Annotated in this window: 21 protein-coding genes; 14 read left to right on the top strand and 7 right to left on the bottom strand. The window is 72.2% G+C overall.

Annotated features, from left to right (window positions below):
• Nucleotides 1–92 precede the first annotated feature (92 nt).
• The 3 genes from ACFLFB_RS02295 to ACFLFB_RS02285 all read right to left on the bottom strand — a co-directional run bounded on the left by ACFLFB_RS02295 (nucleotide 93) and on the right by ACFLFB_RS02285 (nucleotide 4,578).
• Nucleotides 93–1,724 (bottom strand): AMP-binding protein, encoded by a 1,632-nt coding sequence (locus ACFLFB_RS02295; protein ID WP_392544092.1) that lies wholly within the window; start codon nucleotides 1,722–1,724, stop codon nucleotides 93–95.
• Nucleotides 1,725–1,807: 83 nt separating this feature from the next.
• Nucleotides 1,808–3,256 (bottom strand): pyridoxal phosphate-dependent decarboxylase family protein, encoded by a 1,449-nt coding sequence (locus tag ACFLFB_RS02290; protein WP_392544091.1) that lies wholly within the window; start codon nucleotides 3,254–3,256, stop codon nucleotides 1,808–1,810.
• Nucleotides 3,253–4,578 (bottom strand): MFS transporter, encoded by a 1,326-nt coding sequence (locus ACFLFB_RS02285; RefSeq protein ID WP_392544090.1) that lies wholly within the window; start codon nucleotides 4,576–4,578, stop codon nucleotides 3,253–3,255. Before ACFLFB_RS02285 ends, ACFLFB_RS02290 begins: the two co-directional genes overlap by 4 nt.
• 177 nt (nucleotides 4,579–4,755) lie before the next feature.
• On the opposite strand from ACFLFB_RS02285, the gene ACFLFB_RS02280 reads away from it, so the two are divergent.
• Nucleotides 4,756–5,364, top strand: coding sequence for a hypothetical protein (locus tag ACFLFB_RS02280; protein ID WP_392544089.1), 609 nt, complete (start codon nucleotides 4,756–4,758; stop codon nucleotides 5,362–5,364).
• Between the two features lie 76 nt (nucleotides 5,365–5,440).
• On the opposite strand, the gene ACFLFB_RS02275 is transcribed toward ACFLFB_RS02280, so the two are convergent.
• Together ACFLFB_RS02275 and ACFLFB_RS02270 are read right to left on the bottom strand one after the other, a co-directional pair.
• Nucleotides 5,441–6,691, bottom strand: coding sequence for a PQQ-dependent sugar dehydrogenase (locus tag ACFLFB_RS02275; RefSeq protein WP_392544088.1), 1,251 nt, complete (start codon nucleotides 6,689–6,691; stop codon nucleotides 5,441–5,443).
• A gap of 76 nt (nucleotides 6,692–6,767) precedes the next feature.
• On the bottom strand, nucleotides 6,768–7,118 hold the full coding sequence (locus ACFLFB_RS02270) for an MGMT family protein (RefSeq protein WP_392544087.1): 351 nt from the start codon (nucleotides 7,116–7,118) through the stop codon (nucleotides 6,768–6,770).
• Nucleotides 7,119–7,268: 150 nt separating this feature from the next.
• Between ACFLFB_RS02270 and ACFLFB_RS02265 the strand changes: the two genes are divergently transcribed.
• The 11 genes from ACFLFB_RS02265 (at nucleotide 7,269) to ACFLFB_RS02215 (ending at nucleotide 19,165) form a co-directional block, all read left to right on the top strand.
• Complete coding sequence (locus ACFLFB_RS02265) at nucleotides 7,269–7,571, top strand: hypothetical protein (RefSeq protein ID WP_392544086.1); 303 nt, start codon at nucleotides 7,269–7,271, stop codon at nucleotides 7,569–7,571.
• Nucleotides 7,572–7,654: 83 nt separating this feature from the next.
• The gene (locus ACFLFB_RS02260; protein WP_392544085.1) at nucleotides 7,655–8,686 is read left to right on the top strand and encodes a LacI family DNA-binding transcriptional regulator; all 1,032 of its coding nucleotides are present in this window, start codon (nucleotides 7,655–7,657) and stop codon (nucleotides 8,684–8,686) included.
• Nucleotides 8,687–8,866: 180 nt separating this feature from the next.
• Nucleotides 8,867–10,528 (top strand): ribulokinase, encoded by a 1,662-nt coding sequence (gene araB, locus ACFLFB_RS02255; RefSeq protein ID WP_392544084.1) that lies wholly within the window; start codon nucleotides 8,867–8,869, stop codon nucleotides 10,526–10,528.
• Nucleotides 10,525–11,229: an L-ribulose-5-phosphate 4-epimerase gene (locus tag ACFLFB_RS02250; protein WP_392544083.1), complete on the top strand. Its 705-nt coding sequence runs from the start codon at nucleotides 10,525–10,527 to the stop codon at nucleotides 11,227–11,229. The genes araB and ACFLFB_RS02250 overlap by 4 nt, the downstream gene beginning before the upstream one ends.
• Nucleotides 11,226–12,722, top strand: coding sequence for an L-arabinose isomerase (gene araA, locus ACFLFB_RS02245; protein WP_392544082.1), 1,497 nt, complete (start codon nucleotides 11,226–11,228; stop codon nucleotides 12,720–12,722). The genes ACFLFB_RS02250 and araA overlap by 4 nt, the downstream gene beginning before the upstream one ends.
• Before the next feature lie 100 nt (nucleotides 12,723–12,822).
• Nucleotides 12,823–13,920 carry a multiple monosaccharide ABC transporter substrate-binding protein gene (gene chvE, locus ACFLFB_RS02240; RefSeq protein WP_392544081.1) on the top strand — a complete coding sequence of 366 codons (1,098 nt, stop codon included), beginning with the start codon at nucleotides 12,823–12,825 and terminating at the stop codon, nucleotides 13,918–13,920.
• Nucleotides 13,921–14,070: 150 nt separating this feature from the next.
• Complete coding sequence (mmsA, locus tag ACFLFB_RS02235; protein ID WP_392544080.1) at nucleotides 14,071–15,606, top strand: multiple monosaccharide ABC transporter ATP-binding protein; 1,536 nt, start codon at nucleotides 14,071–14,073, stop codon at nucleotides 15,604–15,606.
• 50 nt (nucleotides 15,607–15,656) lie between these two features.
• Nucleotides 15,657–17,009 carry a multiple monosaccharide ABC transporter permease gene (gene mmsB, locus ACFLFB_RS02230; RefSeq protein WP_392545459.1) on the top strand — a complete coding sequence of 451 codons (1,353 nt, stop codon included), beginning with the start codon at nucleotides 15,657–15,659 and terminating at the stop codon, nucleotides 17,007–17,009.
• Between the two features lie 161 nt (nucleotides 17,010–17,170).
• Nucleotides 17,171–18,388, top strand: coding sequence for a pyridoxal phosphate-dependent aminotransferase (locus ACFLFB_RS02225; RefSeq protein ID WP_392544079.1), 1,218 nt, complete (start codon nucleotides 17,171–17,173; stop codon nucleotides 18,386–18,388).
• Between the two features lie 31 nt (nucleotides 18,389–18,419).
• Nucleotides 18,420–18,806 (top strand): fluoride efflux transporter FluC, encoded by a 387-nt coding sequence (locus ACFLFB_RS02220; protein ID WP_392544078.1) that lies wholly within the window; start codon nucleotides 18,420–18,422, stop codon nucleotides 18,804–18,806.
• Nucleotides 18,803–19,165, top strand: coding sequence for a fluoride efflux transporter FluC (locus ACFLFB_RS02215; protein WP_392544077.1), 363 nt, complete (start codon nucleotides 18,803–18,805; stop codon nucleotides 19,163–19,165). Before ACFLFB_RS02220 ends, ACFLFB_RS02215 begins: the two co-directional genes overlap by 4 nt.
• 268 nt (nucleotides 19,166–19,433) lie before the next feature.
• On the opposite strand, the gene ACFLFB_RS02210 is transcribed toward ACFLFB_RS02215, so the two are convergent.
• Nucleotides 19,434–21,203 (bottom strand): S8 family serine peptidase, encoded by a 1,770-nt coding sequence (locus ACFLFB_RS02210; protein ID WP_392544076.1) that lies wholly within the window; start codon nucleotides 21,201–21,203, stop codon nucleotides 19,434–19,436.
• 145 nt (nucleotides 21,204–21,348) lie between these two features.
• Here ACFLFB_RS02210 and ACFLFB_RS02205 point away from each other — a divergent pair, with 145 nt between their 5' ends.
• Entirely contained in the window at nucleotides 21,349–21,717 is a 369-nt protein-coding gene (locus ACFLFB_RS02205) for a hypothetical protein (RefSeq protein WP_392544075.1), read from the top strand.
• On the opposite strand, the gene ACFLFB_RS02200 is transcribed toward ACFLFB_RS02205, so the two are convergent.
• Nucleotides 21,678–22,343 carry a hypothetical protein gene (locus tag ACFLFB_RS02200; RefSeq protein ID WP_392544074.1) on the bottom strand — a complete coding sequence of 222 codons (666 nt, stop codon included), beginning with the start codon at nucleotides 22,341–22,343 and terminating at the stop codon, nucleotides 21,678–21,680. The genes ACFLFB_RS02205 and ACFLFB_RS02200 overlap by 40 nt on opposite strands.
• Nucleotides 22,344–22,382: 39 nt before the next feature.
• Here ACFLFB_RS02200 and ACFLFB_RS02195 point away from each other — a divergent pair, with 39 nt between their 5' ends.
• On the top strand, nucleotides 22,383–22,586 hold the full coding sequence (locus tag ACFLFB_RS02195) for a hypothetical protein (protein WP_392544073.1): 204 nt from the start codon (nucleotides 22,383–22,385) through the stop codon (nucleotides 22,584–22,586).
• The last annotated feature ends 92 nt before the right edge of the window (nucleotides 22,587–22,678 follow it).

Below are 22,678 nucleotides of genomic sequence, written 5' to 3'. Positions count from 1 at the left end.
GGTTCCTGTCGTTCAGCGGTGCCCGGTTGGCTCACGTCGCGCCACAACCTACTCCGGACGCCCGCCCGCAGGGACCTCGAGGTGCGGGCTGGTCAGAGGCCCAGCTCGGAGACGCTGACCTCCCGCATCTCGACCTTGCGCACCTTGCCGGTGACGGTCATCGGGAACTCGTCGACGACGCGGACGTACCGCGGGATCTTGTAGTGGGCGAGCTTGCCGGTGGCGAACTCCCGCACGCCCTCGGCCGTCAGCGGCGCCGCACCGTCCTTCATCCGGATCCAGGCACACAGCTCCTCGCCGTACCGCTCGTCGGGGACGCCGACCACCTGGGCGTCGAGGACGTCGGGGTGCGTGTAGAGGAACTCCTCGATCTCGCGCGGGTAGATGTTCTCGCCGCCGCGGATGACCATGTCCTTGATCCGGCCGGTGATCTGCACGTAGCCGTCGTCGTCCATGACCGCGATGTCGCCGGTGTGCATCCAGCCGTCGACGAGCACCTCGGCGGTCTTCTCCGGCTCGTCCCAGTAGCCGAGCATCACCGAGTAGCCCTTCGTGCAGAACTCCCCCGCCCGGCCGCGCGGCAGGGTCTCGCCGCTCAACGGGTCGACGACCTTGATCTCCAGGTGGGGGTGGACCGCCCCGACCGTGCCGACCTTGCGCTCGAACGTGTCGTCGGTGCGGGTCTGGGTGGAGACCGGGGAGGTCTCGGTCATCCCGTAGCAGATCGTCATCTCGTCGATCCCCGACTCGATGAGCTGCGTCATCGTGCTCGCCGGGCAGGGCGAGCCGGCCATGATCCCGGTGCGCACCGAGGACAGGTCGTACGAGGCGAAGTCCGGCAGGGCCCACTCGGCGATGAACATCGTGGGCACGCCGTAGAGGGAGGTGCAGCGCTCGGCGACCACGGCCTCGAGGGTCAGCGCGGGGTCGAACCCGGGCGCCGGGACGACCATGCAGGCGCCGTGGGTGAGCGCCGCGAGGTTGCCCATCACCATCCCGAAGCAGTGGTAGAAGGGCACCGGGATGCAGATGCGGTCGTCCTCGGTGTAGCGGCAGAGCTCGCCCACGAGGAAGCCGTTGTTGAGGATGTTGCGGTGCGAGAGCGTGGCTCCCTTGGGGAATCCCGTTGTCCCCGAGGTGTACTGGATGTTGATGGCGTCGGCCGGGTCGAGGTCGTGCTGCACCATGTGCAGGCGCTCCGGGCTCACCTCGTCAGAGCGGGCGAGGAGGTCGTCCCACGACTGCTGCCCGATGACGACGACGTCGCGCAGCTCGGGGCACTCACCGCGCGACTGCTCGACCATCGCGACGTAGTCCGAGGTCTTGAACGACTCGGCCGTCACGAGCAGCCGGATACCGGCCTGGTTGAGGACGTAGGTCAGCTCGTGGGTGCGGTACGCCGGGTTGATGTTCACCAGGACGACGCCGACCTTGGCCGTCGCCAGCTGGACCAGAACCCACTCGTGGCAGTTGGGCGCCCAGATCCCCACCCGGTCGCCCTTCTCGAGCCCGGCGGCGACGAACCCCCGGGCGAGGTGCTCGACGGCCCGCCCCAGCTCGGCCCACGTGTAGCGGACGCCCGCCGCGCGGTCCACGAGCGCGTCGCGGTCGCCGAAGCGCTCGACGGTGGAGTCGAGGCAGTCCCCGATCGTCTGCTCGAGGAGGGCGGGTTCGGTGGGACCTGCGGTGTGGGACAGCGTCGGGTCGGGCGGGGCGGTGGTCATCGGCGTCCTTCCGGCGACGGGGCGAGCCTCCCCAGCCAACACGCCCCCGACCTGCAGGGCAACCGGGGCGTCGGCGGGTGCGCTCAGGAGGGGGTCGGGCGCGACAAGCGGTCGAGGACCCCGAGGAGCAGGGCCTCGCGCAGGGCCGGGGGGCAGGCGTCGAGCAGCGCGTTCACCGGGGCCATCCGCTCGGGGAGCGCGAGCGAGCCGTCGTCGCCCGCCAGGCCGGCGGCGCCGAGGAGCCGGCCGAAGCCCGCGTCATCGAGGGTGGTCGGGTCGATGGCCGCGACGAGCCCGGCGAGGGCAGGGTCGACGCTCACGGGTCCGGCGGCACGCGCCGCCTCGGTGGCCTGCGCGAGCGCCTCGAGGAAGTCGGGCACCGAGGGAGCGGTCGCCGCCGAGAGGGTGAGGTGGAGGGTCGGCGGCACGTCGCGGAAGGCCATCTGCGGCTGGGTGAACCACCCCCGCGCGAGCATCTCGTCGGCCACCGTGAAGACGTCGCAGGAGCCGTCGGCCACGAGCGCGAGCAGCGTGGAGTCGGGGGTGACCAGGACGTCGAGCCCGTCGATGTCGGCCACCCCGCGGGCGATGGCGAGGGTCGCCTGACGCGCCTCACCGGCCAGGCGGGCGTACCCGGCGTCACCGATGGTGCGGGTGACCGCCCAGGCGGCGGCGAGGGGGCCGCCCGAGCGGGTGGACTGCATCGTCGCGTTGAGCATCGTGTAGCCGGGCCAGTCGGCCGAGGCGAACAGGTGACCACGACGCAGCGCCGGGTTGCGGTGCAGGAGGAGGGAGACGCCCTTGCACGTGTACGCGTACTTGTGGAGGTCGACGCTGATGCTCGTGACGCCCTCCAGAGCGAAGGTCCACGGGTGAGGGTGGTCGAGGTGGGGCAGGACCCAGCCGCCGATGCAGGCGTCGACGTGGCAGCGGATGCCGCGGCCGGAGGCGACCGCCGCGACCTCCGGGACCGGGTCGACGACCCCGTGCGCGTACGAGGGAGCGGAGGCGACGACGAGGACCGTGGTGTCGTCGACGGCCGCGGCCATCGCCTCCGGGTCGGCCCGCAGGGTGGTGGGGTCGACGTCGACGAGGACGGCCCGGACCCCGAGGTACTTCGCGGCCTTGAGGAAGGCGGCGTGGGCGCTCGTCGGGAGGACCATGCTCGGGTCCGAAACGTGGGGCGCTCCCTCGCGGGCGGCGAGGACGGCCAGGAGGATCGACTCGGTGCCGCCGCTCGTGGCCGAGCCGACGAACCCGTCGGGCGCGTCGAGGATCCGGCCTGCCGAGGCGACGAGGTCGTTCTCCATCCTCAACAGGCTGGGGAAGGCGGTGGGGTCCAGGCCGTTGGCCCCGGCGAACATCGCCAGCGCCTCGAGCCCGAGCGCGTCGGCGTCGGCGAGGCCCGAGTCGTAGACGTAGGCGAGGGTGCGGCCGCCGTGCACGGGGAGGTCGGCGGCGCGCAGGGCGTCGAGGGTCGCGCGGACCTCGTCGGCGGACATCGCAGCGCGGGCGTCGGAGGCCTCGTTCACCGGGCCACCTCCTCGTCGAGTCGGTACCGGCGCAACACGACGAGGGAGGCCGCCACGAGGAGCGCCGGCACCACCGTGAAGCCGAGCGTGATGGCGAGGCGGGCCGAGTCGGGCTGCACCGCCTCCGAGTCGGTGGACGACACGTAGCCCCCCGCGGCGAGGATGCCCGCGTAGAGGAGGGGTCCGAGCGCGAGCCCTGCCGTCTCCCCCGCGGTCCATACCCCGGTGTAGGCACCGGCGCGGGCCTCGCCGGTGGCCGCGGTGTCGGCGGCCGCGACATCGGGCAGCATCGCGAGCGGGAACATCTGGCAGGCGGCGTACCCGACCCCGACGAGGCTCACCGTGACGGCGGTGGCGGCGAGGCCGAGGCGCACGCTGAGCACGGTGGCGAGGGCGCCTACCGCCAGCAGGACCGAGCCGAGGACGTAGCCGGTGCGCTTGCCCCGCGCCTCCCCGAGCCGCTGCCACAGGGGGGTCACGAGCAGGGCCGGGGCGACGAAGCAGACGAACAGCACGGTCGAGGCCGCCCCGCCGCCCAGGAGGACGCGGGCCACGTAGTCGACGCCGGCCAGCATCGCGCCGGTCGCCAGCGCCTGGAGGACGAACACCGTGAGCAGCGTGCGGAACGGGGGCGACGCGGCCACGACCCGTAGCTGGTCGGACAGGCTCCCGCCCGCGGTGGCCGCGGTGGAGAACGGGGTGTCGCGCGTGCCCCGCCAGGCCCCGACCGCCCCGACGACGATGAGGACGCCGACGAAGACCCCGACCCCGCGGTACCCCCACTCGGGGCCGAGGGCGTCGCGCACCATCGGCGACAGGCCGCCGCTCACGAGGATCGCGAGGGCGAGGATGGCGACGCGCCACGTCATCAGGCGGGTGCGCTCGTCGTAGTCGTCGGTCATCTCGGCGGGCATGGCCACGTACGGCACCTGGAAGAACGCGTACGCGGTCGCGCAGGCGAGGAACAGGACGACGACCCAGGCGGTGGCCAGGCCCTCGGGGCTGGTCGGGCCGGCGAAGAGCAGGGCGAAGCAGGCGGCGAGCGCGAGGCCCGCGCGCAGGAGGAAGGGCCGGCGGCGTCCTCCGGGGTGGGTGGAGCGGTCGCTGATCCGGCCGGCCACCGGGTTGAGGAGGACGTCCCACGCCTTGGGGAGGAAGACGACCAGGCCCGCGAGCCCGGCGGCGACCCCGAGCCGGTCGGTGAGGTAGGGCAGGAGGAGGAGGCCGGGGACCGTGCCGAAGGAGCCCGTGGCCACCGACCCGAGGCCGTAGCCCCGGCGTGCGGCGGGGCTGAGCCGGGTCGTCGGGGACGTCGCTGACATGAGCGGACCCTAGTCGGGTGGGGGCGCCGGAACGGTGTCCCTCCGAGATCGTTGCCCGACGCATTTCGATCGCGTGCGCGGGGCAACGACCTTCGAGGTGGGGGTTTCCATGGAGGATTCCGAACGGACGGAGACCCGGGCGACGGTGGCGGCGCCGTCCTCGGCGATGATGGGGGCGTGGGTGCGCGCCAGCGGTTCCGGGGCCGGATCGCCGGGGTGGGGTCGTCCTCCGGGACCCGGGTGGTCGTCGGCTGGTGGCACGAGAGCCCGTTCGGGGTGTTCGCCGACGCGATGGTCGAGCGGGCCGACGGGCACCGCCTCCTCCTGGCGCCGTCGGACGAGGTGGCCGACCTCGTGGCGACGACCTACACGTTCGACGAGGTGCGGGTCGAGCCGCTCGTCGCCGAGGAGTCGGCCGGGTCGGGCTGGCACGTCGCGTCCCCGTCGCTGACCCTCGACCTCGGCGTGGGTGGGCGGACCGGTCTCGGGCGGCTCCTCCGCCTGGCTCCCGCTCGCCTGGCGGGTTCGCCGGGCTTCGCGACGATGGCCGACCCCGTGGCACGCGTCGTGCTGCGCGGGGTCCGCACGCGCGGGGTGGCCCGCGCCGGGCGACGGGAGTACTACGGCGCCACCGACGTCCGGGCGGTCACCTCGATGACCGGTGCCCTCGACGGCGTCGATCTCGGCTCGCTCTCCCCGGTCGACCCGCCGTGCCGGTTCGGCTTCTCCTCCACGCCCCGCCGCCCCAGCGTCACCGACGTCGTCACGACCATCGTCGGCGCCTGACCCACGCGCGCCCGGGGCGAACGTGGGTGAACCCGCCGAGGGTCCCACGCGGGTTCACCCACGGTCGCGGACGGGGTCAGGGCTTCGGGGCGATGCGGAGGAGCTTGTCGTCGCTGCCGTTGGTCGTCGTCACGTAGAGCGCCCCGTCGGGGCCGAGCCGGGCCGCGCGCAGCCGCCCGTACCGGTCGTTGGTCTCCTGCGGCACCGACACCTCCGCGAGGGTGCCGTCGTCCTTCAGGGTGAGCATGAGCAGCTTGGCCCCCTTGAGCGCGGTGATGACGAGGGCGCCGTCGAGGCCGCCCCACTGCTCGCCCGAGAGGAACGCCGCCCCGCAGATCGCCTGCGTGGTGGTGCCCGACTGCCAGATGGCCGGGACGGCGTCGGGGAAGCGCTCGGTGTCGGTCATCGCGACGCTCTCGTCGTACGAGTCGCTCGTCCCGCCGCGCGAGGGGTCCCACCCGTAGTTGGCACCGGCCTCGATGCGGTTGACCTCGTCGTTGAAGCTCGGCCCGTGCTCGGCGGTGTAGATCTCCCCCGTCCCCGGACGGATCGCCACGCCCTGGATGTTGCGGTGCCCGTAGCTGTAGACGTACCGCTCCTTCTCGTTCGATGACGACGCGAAGGGGTTGTCGGGCAGGGGCTTCCCGGTCTCGAGGTCGAGCCGCAGCACCTTGCCGCCGAGGTTCTTCCGGTTCTGGGGGACGCTCGCGCGGGCCGTGTCGCCGGTGCCGACGACGAGCGCCCCGTCGTCGGCGAGGGTCGGCCGGCAGCCGCTGTGCCGCCCCGAGGAGACCGGCAGCCCGGTGAGCAGGTCCTTGACCTTCGCCGCCGCGCCACCGTCGGCCGACAGGCGCCAGGTCACGAGCCGGACGTCGACCGCCTGCCCGCTCTCCTCATGGGTCTGGCAGGTGGTGAACAGGCGCGAGGTCGCGAAGTCGGGGTGCACGACCATCCCCATGAGCCCGCCCTCTCCCTCGGCGAAGACGTCGTCGAGGTCGGCCCGCACCCGGCTGAGCTCGGCGCCCTGGCGCAGCCCCGACACGAGGGAGATCCGCCCCGGGCGCTCGGTCACCAGGGCCCGGCCGTCGGGGAGGAAGCCGATGTCCCACCCGTGCTCGAACCCCGAGGCCACCACCTCCACCGCGAGGGCGGGAACGTCCGTGCTCCGCGGAGCGGGCGACGGCGTCGGGCTGACCGAGGCCGACGCCGAGCCGGTCACCCGCGGCGGCGGGACCTCGCCCGCGTCGGGGTCCGAGGCGCAGCCCGCGAGGACGGCGGTCGCGGCGAGGGCGGCCGTGGCGAGCGGGGCGGCGAGGCGGGGTCCCATGCCCCAGTCTCCCCCGAGGATGCTGGGAACCGGCTGGACGGAACGGGTTTCGTGACTCCTTCGACACCTGCGCCGGTCACGCCGACGGCGGCGCCTCCAGGTCGGCCACGGCCGCCGCATAGGCGCGGCCGAGCACCTCGGGGTCGGCGCGGTACTCGGTGATGCGACAGCCGCGCCCGTTCGGCTTGAGGAGGATGCCCTCGCCCGCCCACCGCTCGCGGGCCTCGTCCAGGAGGTTCACCGGGAGGTCACCGGACGCGTTGGTCACCCGCCACCACGTGACGTTCGAGCCGTAGAGCTTCATGATCGAGCCGACCTGGCGGGGGCCGATGCCGACGAGGGCGGCGACGTCGCCGTACGAGACGACGTGCCCGCGCGGCACCGCCTCGACGGCGCGCAGCACCCGCTCCACCAGCACGTCGTCCACGCCCCGAGTCTGCCGGACCCTGCATCCCGTACCCGGCGTGACCTCTTCGTCGGTTCACCTCGGGGCCCGGGGGCTCTGGTCAGCGACCCGTCGCCGGCCCTACGCTCGCGCCCACGGTCCCGCCCCGCGGGACGAAGAGGAGGCGCGACCATGTCCCTGCCCCGCACGCTCGCCGTGGTGGGACTGATGGTGCTCGGCATCCTCGCGCTGCCCCTGCTCGCCTCGGTCCTCGACGGCCAGGGCACCGAGAACCTCATCCTCCCGGCGCACCTGCTCCTCATGGCCGTCGTCGGCGCCGTCGTCTGGCGCGCCCTCCCGGTCCCGGCGACAGCGGACGCCCCCACCCCGTCGCGCAACCGCGTGCTGCTCGTCGGCGCGGTCGTGGGAGTGGCCGCCGCGGTCGTCGGCCTCGTCTTCTTCTTCCTCCTGCTCAGCGGCTTCAGCGGCGCCTGACCCCGACCCACCGCCACGCAGCCGGACCCGCCGACCCGGCCACGCCGACCGCAGACCGCCTGCGCCGCACTAGGCTCCGCCGCATGGCCCACCCCTCCGCCCCGACGATGGCCCACGTGGCCCGTCGCGCGGGGGTGTCGCACCAGACCGTCTCCCGGGTCCTCAACGACGCCTCGGCGGTGCGCCCCGAGACCCGCGACCGCGTGCTGCGCGCCATCGCCGAGCTGGGGTACCGGCGCAACTCCGCCGCCCGCGCCCTGGTCACCCGGCGCAGCGGCCTCATCGGCGTCATCGTCGACGAGCTCCCCCTCTACGGCCCGGCCAGCACCGTCACCGGGATCGCCGAGGCCGCCCGCGCGGCCGGGTACGGCGTCACCCTCGACCCCCTGTTCAGCATCACCGGGTCGACCCTCGCCGCCGCCATCGAGCACCACCTGAGCCAGTCGGTGGAGGCGATCGTCCTCGTCACGGCCCACGGGGAGGCCCCCGACGAGTCGCTGCTCAAGAGCATCGACGTCCCGCTCATCGCCCTCGACGGCTTCCTCGGACCCGGCGCCCCCACCGCGGGCGTCGACCAGCGGGCCGGCGGCGTGATGGCGACCCGCCACCTCCTCGACCTCGGGCACCGCCACATCGCCCACATCACCGGTCCACCCGGCTGGCCGCAGGCCGACGCGCGCCTCATCGGCTTCCACGACGCCCTCGCCCAGGCCGGCGTCGAGCCCGGCCCCGTCGTCCCCGGCGACTGGTCCCCCCGCGCCGGCCACGACGGCATCCTGCGCATCCTCGAGGACGACCCGCGGGTCACGGCGGTGTTCGTCGCCAACGACCAGATGGCGACCGGCACCCTGCGCGCCCTGGCCGAGCGCGGGCTGCGGGTGCCCGACGACATCTCCGTGGTCGGCTTCGACGACATCCCCGAGGCCGCCTTCTTCCAGCCGCCGCTGACGACGATCCGGCAGGACTTCGCCTCGCTCGGGCACGCCGCGGTCCGGCTCGTCGTGGGCGCCCTGGCCGGCGAGGACGTCCCCTCGGCCTTCGTCCCACCCCGACTGATGACGCGCGCCTCGACCGGGCGCCCGCCCCGTCGTCGCGGCGCCGCGCGCCCCGGCTGACCAGCGAGGACACCACCCGGGCCGACCGCCGGTCCGACGCCCTATCGCACGCCCCTGTCAGGATCCACAGGTCACGATCCAGTCACGACGCTTGCGCCCGGCGGATGTTAACGCTAACAATGTGAGCGCTCACATTCCCGGTCGACGGCGTCCGGGGGCACACGGCGAAGGAGCCGCGGGATGACCTACGAGGGCGACCGGTACGTCATCGGCGTCGACTACGGGACCCTCTCCGGGCGGGCCCTCGTCGTCCGGGTCTCCGACGGTGCCGAGATGGGCTCGGCCGTCCTCGAGTACGCGCACGGCGTCGTCGACACCGTGATGCCCGGCTCGGGCCGCCGCCTCCCGCCCGACTGGGCCCTGCAGGTGCCCTCCGACTACGTCGAGGTCCTGCGCACCGCCGTCCCCGCGGCCGTCGAGGAGGCCGGCATCGACCCGGCCCACGTCATCGGGATCGCCACCGACTTCACCGCCTGCACGATGGTCCCCACCACCGCCGACGGCACGCCGCTGTGCGACCTCGACGAGTTCCGCGACGAGCCGCACGCCTACGTCAAGCTCTGGAAGCACCACGCCGCCCAGGGCCAGGCCGACCGCATCACCGACACCGCCCGCGAGCGCGGCGAGACCTGGCTGGCCCGGTACGGCGGCGTCATCTCCAGCGAGTGGGAGTTCGCCAAGGGCCTGCAGCTGCTCGAGGAGGCGCCGCACGTCTACGCCGCCACCGAGCACTGGGTCGAGGCCGCCGACTGGATCATCTGGCAGCTCACCGGCCGCTACGTCCGCAACGCCTGCACCGCCGGCTACAAGGGCATCCGCCAGGACGGCGCCTACCCGAGCCGCGACTACCTCGCCGCCCTCAACCCGGACTTCGCCGACTTCGTCGACACCAAGCTCGACCACGAGATCGGCGAGCTCGGTTCGGCCGCAGGCACGCTCACCGCGCAGGCCGCCCGCTGGACCGGCCTGTCCGAGGGCATCGCCGTGGCCGTCGGCAACGTCGACGCCCACGTCTCCGCCCCGGCCGCCGATGCCGTGGCGCCGGGCCAGATGGTCGCCATCATGGGCACCTCCACGTGCCACGTCATGAACAGCGACGTCCTCGCCGAGGTCCCGGGCATGTGCGGGGTCGTCGACGGCGGCATCGTCACCGGCCTGTACGGCTACGAGGCCGGGCAGTCCGGCGTCGGCGACATCTTCGGCTGGTTCGTCGCCAACCAGGTCCCCGCCTCCTACGAGCGCGAGGCCCGCGCCGCCGGCACGGGCGTCCACGAGCACCTCACCGCGCTGGCCGCCGAGCAGCCGATCGGCGGCCACGGCCTCGTGGCGCTGGACTGGTGGAGCGGCAACCGCTCCGTCCTCGTGGACCACGACCTCTCCGGCCTCGTCATGGGGATGACGCTCACCACCCGCCCCGAGGACGTGTACCGCGCGCTGCTGGAGTCCACCGCCTTCGGGGCCCGCGTCATCGTCGAGACCTTCGCCGCCTCGGGCGTCCCCGTCACCGAGTTCATCGTCACCGGCGGCCTGCAGAAGAACGCCCTGCTCATGCAGGTCTACGCCGACGTGCTCGACATGCCGCTCTCGGTCGTCACCTCCGCCCAGGGCCCCGCGCTCGGCTCCGCCATCCACGCCGCCGTCGCCGCCGGCGCCTACGAGGACGTCCCGGCCGCCGCGAAGGCGATGGGCCGCCGCGAGGTCGCCGCCTACAAGCCCATCGCCGAGAACGTCGCCGCCTACGACCGGATCTACGCGGTGTACCGCGAGCTGCACGACCACCTCGGCCGCACCAGCGGGGCGATGCGCGCCCTCAAGGCGATCCGTCGGGAGGCCCACGCATGACGGCCGCCACCCCCATCAGCGACGCCGTCCGCGGCACCGTGCAGTCCCTGCGCGCCGAGGTCGCCGCGCTGCACGGCGAGCTGACCCGCTACGGCCTGGTCATCTGGACCGCCGGCAACGTCAGTGCCCGCGTCCCCGGCGCCGACCTCATGGTCATCAAGCCCTCCGGCGTCTCCTACGACGACCTCACCGCCGACTCGATGGTCGTGTGCGACCTCCACGGCGAGCTCGTCGAGGGCGACCACTCCCCCAGCAGCGACACCGCCGCGGCCGCGTACGTCTACCGGCACATGCCCGAGGTCGGCGGGGTCGTGCACACCCACTCCACCTACGCCTGCGCCTGGGCCGCACGCCACGAGGCGATCCCCTGCGTCCTGACGATGACCGCCGACGAGTTCGGCGGCGAGATCCCCCTCGGCCCCTTCGCCCTCATCGGCGACGACTCCATCGGCCGCGGCATCGTCGAGACGCTGCGCGGCCACCGCTCCCGCGCCGTCCTCATGGCCGGCCACGGCCCCTTCACCATCGGCCGCGACGCCCGCGACGCCGTCAAGGCCGCCGTCATGGTCGAGGACGTCGCCCGCTCCACGCACATCGCCCGCCAGCTCGGCGAGCCGGTCGCCATCGACCCGGCCGACGTCACGAGCCTCTTCGACCGCTACCAGAACGTCTACGGACAGAACGAAGGAGTCCCGCAGTGAGCGAGCGACAGGTCTGGTTCCTCACGGGCAGCCAGGGCCTCTACGGCGAGGACGTCCTCGCCCAGGTGGCCGCGCAGTCCCGTCGGGTCTCCGACGCCCTCGCCGCCCACGACGGCATCGTCGCCACGGTCGTGGCCAAGCCCGTGCTCACCGACTCGGCCGCGATGCGCCGCACGATGCTCGAGGCGAACGCCGACGACGACGTCGTGGGTGTCATCGCCTGGATGCACACCTTCTCCCCCGCGAAGATGTGGATCGCCGCGCTCGACGCGCTGCGCAAGCCGCTGCTCCACCTGCACACCCAGGCCGACCGTGACCTGCCCTGGTCCACGATCGACATGGACTTCATGAACCTCAACCAGGCCGCGCACGGCGACCGCGAGTTCGGGTTCATCCAGACCCGGATGAGGCAGCCGCGCCTCACCGTCTCCGGCCACACCTCCGACCCGGTCGTGCTGAAGCGCGTCGCCGACTGGTCGCGCGCCGCCACCGCCGCCACCGAGCTGCGCACGATGCGCGTGGTCCGCTTCGGCGACAACATGCGCGACGTCGCGGTGACCGAGGGCGACAAGGTGGAGGCCGAGATCCGCCTCGGCGTCTCGGTGAACACCTACGGCGTCAACGACCTCGTCGCCGTGGTCGACGCCGTGGAGGACGCCGAGGTCGACGCCCTGGTCGCCGAGTACGCCGACCTCTACGACGTCGTCCCCGAGCTGCTGCCGGACGGCGAGCGCCACGAGTCGCTGCGCTACGGCGCCCGCATCGAGGCCGGGCTGCGCCGCTTCCTCACCGACGGCGGCTACACCGCCTTCACGAGCAACTTCGAGGACCTCGGCGGCCTGCGCCAGCTGCCCGGCCTGGCCGTGCAGCGCCTCATGGCCGACGGCTACGGCTTCGGCGGCGAGGGCGACTGGAAGACCTCGGTCCTCGTGCGCACCCTCAAGGTGATGGCCGACGGCCTGCCCGGCGCGACCTCCTTCATGGAGGACTACACCTACGACCTCCAGCCCGGCCGCGAGCTCGTCCTCGGCGCCCACATGCTCGAGGTCTGCCCCACCCTCTCCAGCACGCCGGCCCGGGTCGAGATCCACCCCCTCGGGATCGGCGGCCGCGAGGACCCCGTGCGCCTCGTGTTCGACGCCGACCCGGGCGAGGCGGTCGTCCTCGGCTGGAACGACCTCGGCGACCGGTTCCGGCTCGTCGCCAACGAGGTCACCGTCGTGACCCCGCCGCACGAGATGCCCAGGCTCCCGGTCGGCCGCGCCGTCTGGACCCCCAAGCCCGACTTCGCCACCTCCACCGAGGGCTGGCTGATGGCCGGCGGACCGCACCACACGGTGCTCTCCACCGCCCTGACCGCCACGCACCTCGACCACCTCGCCGAGATCGTCGGGCTCGAGCTCGCCGTCATCGGGGAGGGCACCACCCTGCGCCGCTTCCGGGACGAGCTCCGATGGAACGCGGCGTACCACCGACTGGCCGGTGGCCTCTAGACAGAGGCTTCCGGGAAGGACCCGACGACGGCGACGATGCCGTTCGGCGGAACTGCAGGTCCGGCGCCCGCCGGCCTCGACACGAAGGAGAACCACCACGATGCGCAAGATCCTTGCGGTCGCCGCCGTCGCGGCGCTGGCCCTCACCGGCTGCGGGCGCTCGACGGACACCGGTACCGGCAGCACCGCTGCCGCCAGCAACCCGGCGGACATCACCGTCGGCGTCGCCATGCCCACCAAGACCTCCGAGCGGTGGATCAAGGACGGCGACTACATCAAGTCGCAGCTCGAGGCCGCCGGGTACAAGGTCAACCTCCAGTACGCCAACGACGACATCCCGACCCAGGTCACCCAGCTCCAGGACATGATCACCAAGAAGAACGGCGTCCTGGTCGTCGCCTCGATCGACGGCACCGCCCTCAAGGGTGCCCTCGCCGACGCGAAGGCCGACGGCATCCCCGTCATCGCCTACGACCGCCTGCTGCGTGACACCGACGCCGTCGAGTACTACACGACCTTCGACAACCTCAAGGTCGGCAAGCTGCAGGCCGAGTCGCTCCTCGCGGGCCTCGAGGCCTCGGGCAAGCCCAAGCCGTGGAACGTCGAGCTGTTCGCCGGGTCCCCCGACGACAACAACGCGACCTTCTTCTTCAACGGCGCCATGGAGGTCCTCCAGCCGAAGATCGACGACGGCACCATCAAGATCCAGTCCGGGGAGACCGACTTCAAGACCGTCGCCACCCTGCGCTGGGACGCGGCCGTCGCCAAGAAGCGCATGGAGAACCTGCTGACCAAGTCGTACTCCGACAAGGACGTCAACGGCGTGCTCGCGCCCTACGACGGCCTCTCGCGCGGCATCATCGCGGCCCTCAAGGGTTCGGGCTACGGCGCCGGCGGCAAGGACCTCCCGGTCGTCACCGGCCAGGACGCCGAGCTCGAGTCGGTCAAGTCCATCCTCGCGGGTGAGCAGTACTCCTCGGTGTTCAAGAACACCCAGGACCTCGCCAAGGCGACCGTGACGATGATCCAGGAGATCCTCGGCAAGAAGACCGTGACCGTCAACGACACCGAGTCCTACGACAACGGCGTCAAGAAGGTCCCGACCCAGCTGCTCGACCCGGTCAGCGTGGACAAGTCGAACATCGAGAAGGTCCTTCTCGACGCGAAGTACTACACCGCGGACCAGCTCAAGAGCTGACCCCGACCCGGGGCGGCGGCGGGGAACGAACCCACCCGCCGCCGCCCCGCCCCACCCCGTCGCCGCGCGCCCCGTGCGGGCGCGCGGCACCGGGAGCACACTGCTCCCCAGCACTCTCCTCACGACCCCACCGACCGACGAGGACGGACCATGGCGACCGACACGATCCTGTCGATGCGCGACATCACCAAGGAGTTCCCGGGCGTCCGGGCCCTGTCCGACGTGCGCTTCGACGTGCACCGCGGCGAGATCCACAGCATCTGCGGCGAGAACGGCGCCGGGAAGTCGACCCTGATGAAGGTGCTCTCCGGGGTCCACCCGCACGGCACCTACAGCGGCGAGATCCACTTCGACGGCGAGGAGGTGCAGTTCCGCACGATCCGCGACTCCGAGAAGGCGGGGGTCGTCATCATCCACCAGGAGCTCGCGCTCATCCCGCTGCTCTCCATCACCGAGAACCTCTTCCTCGGCAACGAGGACGCGAACCGCGGCGTCATCGACTGGCTCGACGCCCGCAAGCGGGCCGTCGAGCTCCTCGACCGGGTCGGCCTGCACGAGGACCCCGACACGCTCGTCCGGGACATCGGCATCGGCAAGCAGCAGCTCGTCGAGATCGCCAAGGCCCTGGCCAAGGACGTCAAGCTGCTCATTCTCGACGAGCCCACCGCGGCCCTGAACGAGGGCGACAGCCAGAACCTGCTCAACCTGCTCGGCGGCCTGCGTGACCGCGGCATCACCTGCATCATGATCAGCCACAAGCTCAACGAGATCGAGCAGATCTCCGACGCCATCACGATCATCCGCGACGGCCGCACCATCGAGACCCTCCAGGTCAGCGAGGGCGCCGTCGACGAGGACCGCATCATCCGCGGCATGGTCGGGCGCGACCTCGACCACCGCTACCCGCCGCACGAGTCCTCCCCCGGCGAGGTGCTGCTCGAGATCCGCGACTGGACCGTCATGCACCCGGCCGACCCGAACCGCACCGTCGTCGACCGCGCCAACCTCACGGTCCGCCGCGGCGAGATCGTCGGCCTGGCCGGGCTCATGGGTGCCGGCCGCACCGAGCTCGCCCGCAGCGTGTTCGGCGAGTCGTGGGGCTCCAAGCGCGGCGGCACGCTGCACAAGAACGGCACGGAGATCAAGGCGCGCAGCGTCGGGGAGGCCATTGCGGCCGGCCTGGCCTACGTCACCGAGGACCGCAAGGCCCTGGGCCTGAACCTGCTCGACTCCATCAAGGTGTCGGTCACGGCGGCGGGGCTGCGCAAGATCCGTCGCGGCCTGGCCGTCGACGACAACGCCGAGGTCGTGGCCGCCGAGAAGTACCGCACCTCCCTCAACATCAAGGCGCCCAGCGTCGAGGAGGGCGTCTCGCGGCTGTCGGGCGGCAACCAGCAGAAGGTCGTGCTGGGCAAGTGGATGTTCACCGAGCCCGACGTCCTCATCCTCGACGAGCCCACCCGCGGCATCGACGTCGGGGCCAAGTACGAGATCTACGAGATCATCAACCAGCTGGCCGACTCCGGCCGTGGGGTGCTCGTGATCTCCTCCGAGCTGCCCGAGCTGCTCGGCATCTGCGACCGCATCTACACCCTCAGCGCGGGCGTCATCACCGCCGACGTGCCGCGCGCGCAGGCGGACCAGGAAGTCCTCATGCGCTACATGACCCAGCGAAAGGCAGGCTGACCATGGCCAAGCAGGCCACCCCCGACGCGGCGACCGGCCGCGGGTCCCTCATGGCCGAGGTGCGCAAGAGCCTCGGCGGCAACATCCGGCAGTACGGGATGATGATCGCCCTCCTGCTGCTCGTCGCGATGTTCTACTTCCTCACCGACGGGCTGTTCCTCGAGCCGCGCAACGTCACCTCGCTGCTCGTGCAGAACGGCTACATCCTCATCCTCGCGATCGGGATGGTCATGGTGATCATCGCCGGGCACATCGACCTGTCGGTCGGCTCGGTCTGCGCCTTCGTCGGGGCCACGGTCGCCCTGTCGATGGAGGCGTGGAGCCTGCCCTGGCCGGCCGCGGTCCTCCTCGGCCTGGCGCTCGGCATCCTCGTGGGGATGTGGCAGGGGTACTGGGTCGCGTACGTCGGCATCCCCGCCTTCATCGTCACCCTCGCCGGCATGCTCCTCTTCCGCGGCCTGGACCTGATGATCCTCAACGCGCAGTCGATCCCGGTCCCCGACGCCTTCCAGAAGATGGCGAACGGCTACATCCCGGAGATGGGCCCGGTCACCGGGTACCACAACCCCACGCTCGTGCTCACCCTCGTGGCCATCGCCGCGTTCGCGTACTTCGAGCTGAAGAACCGCGCCGACCGCGGCAAGTACGGGATGTCGGTGGCGCCGATCGCGGTGAGCATCATCAAGCTCGTCGTCGCCGGTGGGCTGCTCCTCGCGCTGGGCCTGCTGCTCGCGTCGTACAAGGGCGTGCCGGTCGTCGGGCTGATCCTCTTCGCCCTCGTCCTGCTCTACACCTTCATCACGCAGCGCACGATCACCGGCCGCCACATCTACGCCGTGGGTGGCAACCGCAACGCGGCCGGCCTGTCGGGGGTCAACACCAAGAAGGTCGACTTCCTCGTCATGGTGAACATGGGCTTCCTCGCGGGCATCGCGGGCATGGTCTTCACCGCGTACCTCAACGCCGCGAACCCCAAGGACGGCGTGGGCTTCGAGCTCGACGCCATCGCCGCGGTGTTCATCGGTGGTGCGGCCGTGGCCGGCGGTGTCGGCACGGTGACCGGGGCGATGATCGGTGGCCTCGTCATGGGCGTGCTCAACCTCGGCCTGGCGAACATGAGCGTCGACAGCAACTGGATCCAGGTCATCAAGGGCCTGGTCCTGCTCGGCGCCGTCGCGTTCGACGTGCTGTCGAAGAAGGCCGGGCGCCGCTCCTTCATCGGGATGGTCATGGACGCCTTCGGCGGACGTCGCGCCACGGCCCCGGTCGACGCCGGGCACGACCCCGACGCCGAGACGGCCGACGCCCAGCTGACCGGTGGATCGGCCGCCGAGGTCGAGGAGGCCGCGCACTCCATCCACGTCGACGCGGTCGTCGAGGAGGAACCCACGCGGCAGGGCTGAGCCGCGCACAGCCGTCCTCGAGCCCGCCGCCGAGGACCTCCGACGGCCGGGGTGGTCTGGTCCCACCCCGGCCGTCGGCCTGTCCGGGCCCGGGTCCGGGGTGGGGGACGCCACGCGAAACGGTGAGGCGAGGGGCGGGTGTGCCCTGCGAGACTGGCGGCATGCGCCGGATCGTCCAGAGCAAGAAGCTCCAACACGTGCGGTACGACGTCCGGGGACCGATCCTCGTCGAGGCCCAGCGGCTCGAGGCCGAGGGCCACAAGATCCTCAAGCTCAACATCGGCAACACCGCCCCGTTCGGCTTCGAGGCCCCCGAGGCGATCGTCGCCGACATGATCCACAACCTCCCGGACAGCCAGGGCTACGCCGACTCGCGCGGCATCTACTCGGCCCGCACCGCGGTCGCACAGTACTACCAGTCGCACGGGCTCACCGACACGGCCGTCGACGACGTCTACATCGGCAACGGCGTCTCCGAGCTCATCACGATGGTGCTCCAGGCCTTCGTCGACGACGGCAACGAGGTCCTCGTCCCCGCCCCCGACTACCCGCTGTGGACCGGCGCGGTGTCGCTGTCCGGCGGGACCCCGGTGCACTACCGGTGCGACGAGTCGAACGGGTGGAACCCCGACCTCGAGGACCTCGAGTCCAAGATCACCGAGAACACCCACGCGCTCGTCGTCATCAACCCGAACAACCCGACCGGGGCCGTCTACTCGGAGGAGACGGTGCGCGCGCTGGTCGACATCGCGCGGCGGCACCGGCTGGTCCTCATGGCCGACGAGATCTACGAGAAGATCCTGTTCGACGACGCGGTCCACCACCACACCGCGACCTTCGCGGGCGACGACGTCCTGTGCCTCACCTTCAGCGGGCTGTCCAAGGCGTACCGGGTGTGCGGCTACCGGGCCGGCTGGGTCATGGTGTCCGGGCCGAAGCACCTCGCCGAGGACTTCCTCGAGGGCCTGACCCTGCTGTCGAACATGCGGATGTGCGCGAACGTACCGGCGCAGCACGCCATCCAGACGGCGCTCGGCGGGTACCAGTCGATCACCGAGCTCATCGTCCCGGGCGGTCGGCTGTACGAGCAGAACAAGCTCGCGTCGGCGCTGCTCAACGAGATCCCGGGCGTCTCGTGCGTCGAGCCGAAGGGGGCGCTGTACTGCTTCCCGCGGCTCGACCCCGAGGTGTACCGCATCGAGAGCGACGAGGACTTCGTCATCGACCTCCTGCGGGCCAAGAAGATCCTCGTGACCCACGGCACCGGGTTCAACTGGTTCGAGCCCGACCACTTCCGCCTCGTCACGCTGCCCGACACCGAGGTGCTCACCGAGGCCATCGGCCGGATCGCCGACTTCCTCGAGACCCTGCGGGACTGAGGCCGCCGCGGTGGCGCGTGGGGGGTCGCCGGTGGACGGCGCGGTGCTCGGTGCCGTGGCCGTGGGAGGCGTCGTCGGGTCGCTCGGGCGGTGGGCCGTGGGGCTGGCCCTGCCGCACGCGGCGGGGTCGTTCCCGTGGGCGACGCTCGTCGTCAACGTCAGCGGGGCCTTCGCGATGGGAGTGCTCGTCGCCTTCCTCGTGGGGCGCCCGGGGGCGCACCGGCTGGCGCGGCCGTTCGTCGGGGTCGGGGTGCTCGGCGGGTGGACGACCTTCTCGGCGCTGGCGGTCGACGTCGTCCAGCTGACGGCGGCCGAGCACGTGCAGGTGGCCCTGGGGTACGTGGCGGCGACCTTCCTCGTGGGGACGCTGGCCGTGGGGGCGGGGACGGCGCTGGGCCGTCGGGTGTGGGTGCCGTGACCCTCCTCAACGCGCTGCTCGTGGCGCTCGGTGCTGCCGTCGGTGCGCCGCTGCGCCACCTGGCCAACCACGTCGCGCGGGAGCGGCTGGGCACGACGCCAGTCGTGGGGACGCTGGTCGTCAACGTCGTCGGGTCCCTCGTCCTCGGGCTGCTCGTCGGGGCCGGGGTCACCGGGTCGGCGCTGGCCCTGGTCGGGGTCGGGTTCTGCGGGGCGCTCACGACGTTCTCGACCCTCGCCCTCGAGCTGTGGGACGCCCTCGACGACGACCGCCCCGTGCCCGCCGCCGCGAACCTGCTCCTCTCCCTCGTCCTCGGGATCGGCGCCGCCGCCCTCGGCTGGTGGGCGATGCGGCCCTGACGAGCGCGCCGCGCGGATCGAGGTGAAACACGACCACCTCAGGGTCGCCTTTCACCTCGACCCGGTCGGGGGTCTCGCCGTGAGTGCGGAAGTGGTTGCCCCGGCTGCCGGTTCCGCACTCGCCGCGAGAAGGCCCCGGCCGTGAGTGCGGAAGTGGTTGCCCCGGCTGCCGTTTCCGCACTCGCCGCGACCGACACACAGCGGTGCGCCGCCCGCTCCCTCATCGGGGGCGGACGGCGCACCGGGTGCTGCTACCTCACGGTGGGGGTCAGGGGCCGTTGCCCTTGCCCTTGGCGACGACGCGGAGGGCGTTGACGATGCCGGCACCGTAGAACCCGTTGAACGACGCTCCACCGACACAGGTCGCGGTGAACTCGGCCGAGCGGCCGACGTCGACGTACGACTGCGTCCCACCGGCCGGGCAGGCGTGGTCGGTCGCGGTGTTCATGAGGATGGCTCGGACCTTGTCGGGCGCGAGGCCGAAGCCACCCCTGCCCTGCTTGTGGCCCTGGGCCGACACGGCGAGCGCGGCGACACCGGCGGCGTGCGGCGACGCCATCGAGGTGCCCTGCAGGTACTGGTAGTACCCGCACTGCTCGCGGCCGTCGACGACACCGCAGTCCTTCATCGTGCCGAGCGACTCACCGAGCTCGGTGATGTCGCCGTTCTCGTCGACCTGGCCCTCGTCCTGCATGACGTTGAGGGGGGCCGTGGAGAGGATGAGGTTGCCGTTGGTGCGGTAGGTCTGGGTACCCAGACCGTCACGGAACCAGCCACCCGGAGCGGAGACCTCGATCTCGCCCGAGCGCAGGTCGGTCGCGTAGTTGGAGTAGTCGGCCTTGCGGGTCGACGGGCCGAGCGCGGAGACACCGATGACGTGCGGGCCCTCGACCGGGAGGTCGAAGCAGGTCGCGTTGTCGATGGTTCGGTCGTGCTCGGTGCCGCCCGGGTAGTCGGGGCTCGACGGGTCGACGCGCGGGACCGACTTGTCCTCGTGGTTGTTGCCGAGCGCGGCGACGAGGGTGACGCCCTTGCCGTGCGCGTAGTTCAGGGCCCGCGACATCGTGGCGATGATGAGGTCCTGCTCGGCGGCCTCCTCCGGGCTGTCCTCGGGTGCGCCGCCCTGGCAGTTGTAGGCCCACGGGTCGACGTAGAAGGACATGTTGACGACGTCGAGACCGACGTCGCCGGAGTAGGTCAGCGCGTCGGCGGTGGCGCCGAGGAAGAAGTAGCCGCTGTCCTGGCCGGCGCGGACGTTGACGATGTCGACGGCCGGCGCGACGCCGGACACCCCCATGCCGTTCATGGCCGCGGCCATGGTGCCGGCGACGTGCGTGCCGTGCCCGTTGTCGTCGTGGTCGGCGGGGTCGACACAGCCGGCGAACTCGCACACGTCGCCGTCGATGTCGCTCATGTCGGTGGTGAAGTTGCGCGACAGCGCGTGGTCGAAGTTGGCCGCGAGGTCGGGGTGGGACCCGTCGACGCCGGTGTCCATGACGCCGACCTTCACCCGGTGGTCACCGAGGGTGCGGGCGTGCGCCTGGGGGGCGTTGATCATGTCCATGCCCCACAGGAGGGAGTCCAGTGGGTCTGACGGGCCGGCGGCGGCCGTGCCCTTGCCCTTGGCCTTCGCCGCCTTGGCGGCCTTGACGGCGGCCGCGGTCTTCGCCGCGGTCTGGCGCTCGCGCACGACACGGTCCTTGACCCGCCCGGCGTCGGGGCTGTGGCCGACGACGCCGTCGGTGGCGGCGGCCCGGACGCCCTTGAGGGCACGGGCCTTCGCGGCGAACCCGGCGGAGCGGGACGTCACCGTCACCAGGCCGATGGCCCGGTTCACCGAGACCACCGTGGCCCCGGCGCGGCGCAGCTGCGCGACGACGGAGTCGACGTCGGACGCCCGGTCGGCGAGGACCGCGAAGGTCCCGCCGGCCGAGGCCGCGCTCGAGGTGGCTGTGGTGGTGGACTGCTGTGCCGCGGTGGCGGCGGTCGCGCCCAAGGCCGTCGTGGCCAAGGCCACGACCCCCATGACGGCAACCATGCGAGATCGTCGCATTCGTCTACTCCTCCGGTGGGAACGGACCGGGGCACCCCCGGTCCACGGGCCAACGTAGGCCCCCTGCACCCGGCCACGCTAGGCCCGGGATGGGCGGACCGGGGCTTTGCGGACCGTATGCTCTCGTCCCATGCGTCGTCGCCACAGCCGTCCCACCCCGGACGTGTTCGAGACGTTCCCCCACCGGGTCGAGCAGGACGACGACGCCACCGGGGCGATGCCTCCGGTGGCCACCGTGGACCGGTCGGCCGGGGTCACCGTCGCACTCATGGTGCTCACCTCGCTCGCCTTCGTGGGCGGGGCGTGGCTCGCCGGACGGCGCCGCCCGGACCTCGCCTACAGCAACCTGCTCTGGGAGGGCGCGGCCATCACCGCGTGGTCGGTCGCGTGGGGTGCGCTCGCCGCGATGGCCGTCCTGGCCCTCGGTGTCGTTGCGGTCGGGCTGCCGTGGATCCGGCGTCAGCGCGAGGCCCGCGCGACCTCCACCTCGTCGCCGTAGGTCCACCCGTCGCGCAACGGCAGGGAGTCCCCGCTCCAGAAGCGACCGGGGTCGTACCAGTTGGTGGGCACGTCGTCGCGCAGGATCCTCATCTCCTCGAGGGTCGCCGCCACGACCTCCGCGCAGTAGGCGTCCTCGGGCCGAAGTCCCTTGCGCTCAGCCGCTTTTCGCGACAGGTGAGCATCGCGCCCGCGGAGCCAGCGCCAGGCGAGACCGAGGTGCGAGGGGAACGAGACGCCGTCGAGCCGGGCCACGGTGCGCAGCAGCGCGTCCTCCTGCTCGCGACCGACGTCGGGCGACAGCTGGCGCAGCCAGGCCCGCTGTCCGTAGCGCCCCTGCCAGGTCGACACGGCCTCCCCGAGGTCGTGGAGCTGCACCCCGCGGTGGTGGTCGCCGGTCCAGTGGTCGCGCATCGAGCGACCGAGCTCGGCGTGCCACATGAGTGGGGGCAGGTCGTCGAGGACGACGGCCATCCCCACGTGGTTGACCGGGGCGTTGCTCGCCGCCTGGATGACGCGGTCGGCCACCGTGCCGCCGCGGAAGATCCAGAGGTCGCCGGTGCGGGTGGCGGCGACCGCCTCGTCGTACGGAACTGGGGTGGAGCCGGATCGGGCCAGGGGAGCCATGGGCCCAGTCTGCCGGGCGAGGTCGCCTAGGGTTGGGACATGCCCTCGCGGAACCGTGTCTGGAAGCTCGTCGGCCTCGCCGGCGCCGTCGGTGTCGTCGCCACCGGAGCCCTCGTCGCCCGCAACGAGCGCGAGCGCCGGGCCTACTCCCCCGACGAGGTCCGCGACCGGCTGCAAGCCCGCCTCGAGGACACGGGGCCCTCGGCCGGGCCGGACGAGGGTTCGACGACCTCCGCGGACTGATTTTTTTCGGACGTTCGACACACGTTGGACAGGCGCGAGGGCGGTCCATCGCGCACCAAATCAGTTCTCGCACAGCGGTTTTGGTGGAGCCT

The sequence above is a fragment of the Oryzobacter telluris genome (genome assembly GCF_043099285.1).
Taxonomy (GTDB): Bacteria; Actinomycetota; Actinomycetes; order Actinomycetales; family Dermatophilaceae; genus Oryzobacter; species Oryzobacter telluris.
This window is presented reverse-complemented; position numbering and strand designations above follow the sequence as displayed.